The organism is Streptomyces sp. NPDC001002 (genome assembly GCF_053599215.1).
In genome coordinates this window covers 1-2102 of the sequence record NZ_JBSFLV010000304.1, presented here as the reverse complement: position 1 = coordinate 2102, position 2102 = coordinate 1, and the positions used below count along the sequence as shown (strand labels likewise).

The window sequence follows — 2102 nt, the reverse complement described above, 5'->3', positions numbered from 1 at the left end:
GTATGTGCCGCTGGATCCTGAACTCCCTGCGGACCGGCTTGAGTTCATGGCCACTGACAGTGGTGCGCGGCTGGTGCTGGCAGAGGAAGGGGTTGTGCCGGGCGCGCCGTGGGATGTGCCGGTGGTCGGCGTGGGTGAGGCCTTCGCCGCGGTGTCTGTGCCTGCTGCGTTGGTGGGGTCGGGGGATTTGGCGTATGTGATCTATACGTCGGGTTCGTCGGGGCGGCCGAAGGGTGTGGCGGTTGCGCATGGCGGGTTGGCGAATCTGGCGGACGTGGTGGCACCGGTGTTGGGTGCTGGTCCTGGCGTCGCTGTGTTGCAGTTCGCGTCGTTCGGCTTCGACGCGTCGGTTCTCGATGTGGCGGTGTCGCTGACGTCGGGTGCTGAGCTGGTCGTGGCCACCGATGAGCAGCGCGCGGACGCTGGCCTGTTGGCGGAGTTGGTGCGGTCGCGTGGGGTGCGGTCGGCGAGTGTGGTGCCGTCGTTGCTGGCTGCTCTCGATCCGGATGAGTTCGTCGGGTTGTCGACGGTGTTGGTGGGTGCGGAGCCCATTACGGCGGGTCAGGTGGAGGTGTGGTCGGCGGGCCGGCGCTTGGTGAACACGTACGGTCCGACCGAGGCCACCGTGATGGTGACCACGGGCACGGTGGAGGCCGGCGGCACAGAGATCCCGATGGGATCGGCGAATGCCGACACCCGTCTGTATGTGCTGGATGACGCCCTTGAGCCGGTGCCGGTTGGTGTGGCGGGTGAGTTGTACATCGCGGGAGTGCAGCTTGCTCGTGGTTACGTGGGCCGTCCGGGTCTGACGGGTGAACGCTTCGTGGCGTGTCCCTTCGAGCCGGGCCGGCGGATGTACCGCACCGGCGACCGCGTCCGCTGGACAGCGGACGGTGAGCTGGTCTTTGCGGGGCGGGCGGATGAGCAGGTCAAGATCCGCGGCTTCCGCATCGAACCGGGCGAGGTCCAAGCCGTCCTGGGCGCGCACCCGGACCTGGCCCAGGCCGCAGTCGTCGTACGCGAGGACACTCCGGGCGACAAACGCCTCGTCGCCTATCTCGCCCCCGCGGACCACGACACCGATGCGACCGTCCCAGCTGAGCTGGCAGCCGCTGTAAAGGAGTTCGCCGCCGCCCGCCTGCCCGCCTACATGCTCCCTTCGGCGTTCGTCGTTCTGGAGGAGTTGCCCCTCACAGCCAACGGCAAGCTCGACCGTGCCGCCCTCCCCGCGCCACGCTTCACGGCCGTTCCCGGTCGGGCGCCGGTGACCGTGCAGGAGGAGTTGCTGTGCCAGGCGTTCGCCGAGGTGCTCGGCGTGCCCTCCGTCGGCGTGGATGACGACTTCTTCGCGCTGGGCGGGCATTCGCTCCTGGCCACGCGTCTCGTCAGCCGGGTGCGGTCGACCCTGAGTGTGGAGTTGCCCATCCGGATGCTGTTCGATGCCCCGACTCCGGCGGGCCTGGCCGCTCTCCTCGACCTGACCGGGCAGAGCAGGACTGCGTTGGTGGCTCGGTCGCGTCCGGAGGAGGTGCCGTTGTCGTTCGCTCAGCAACGGCTGTGGTTCCTGGGGCAGTTGGAGGGTCCGAGTGCGACGTACAACATTCCGTTGGCGGTGCGGCTGGCGGGTGTGCTGGACCGTGACGCGTTGGAGTCGGCGTTGCGGGATGTGATCGGTCGGCACGAGGTGTTGCGGACGGTGTTCCCGGCGGTGGACGGTCGGGCCGCTCAACAGGTTCTCGGCGCCGACGAGTTCGACTTCGAGCTGCGGTACTCCACCGTGGCGAGCGTCGAGTTGGACGGCGCGGTGGCGCGTGCGGCACGGCACGCCTTCGATCTCGCCGCGGAGATACCCGTACGGGCATGGCTGTTCCGCACAGCGCCCGATCAGCACACGCTGCTCGTGCTGGTCCACCACATCGCGGCCGACGGCTGGTCGACGGGACCGCTGGCGCGGGATCTGTCGACCGCGTACGAGGCGCGGTGTGCCGGGCGGGCCCCCGAGTGGGAGCCGGCACCCTGGCCCTGCTCGCCGCCGTGGTCGCCGCGGTGCTGCTCCGCCGGCGCCGGGAGCCCCTCACCAAGGCCGCCGCCTCCCCCGCGCA

1 protein-coding gene is annotated in these 2102 nt (G+C 69.6%); it reads left to right on the top strand.

What is annotated here, in order from left to right:
* Positions 1–46: 46 nt before the first annotated feature.
* Positions 47–2102 (top strand): amino acid adenylation domain-containing protein (locus ACWDR3_RS47675; RefSeq protein WP_450358934.1); only part of this gene is annotated, 2056 nt, incomplete at its 3' end.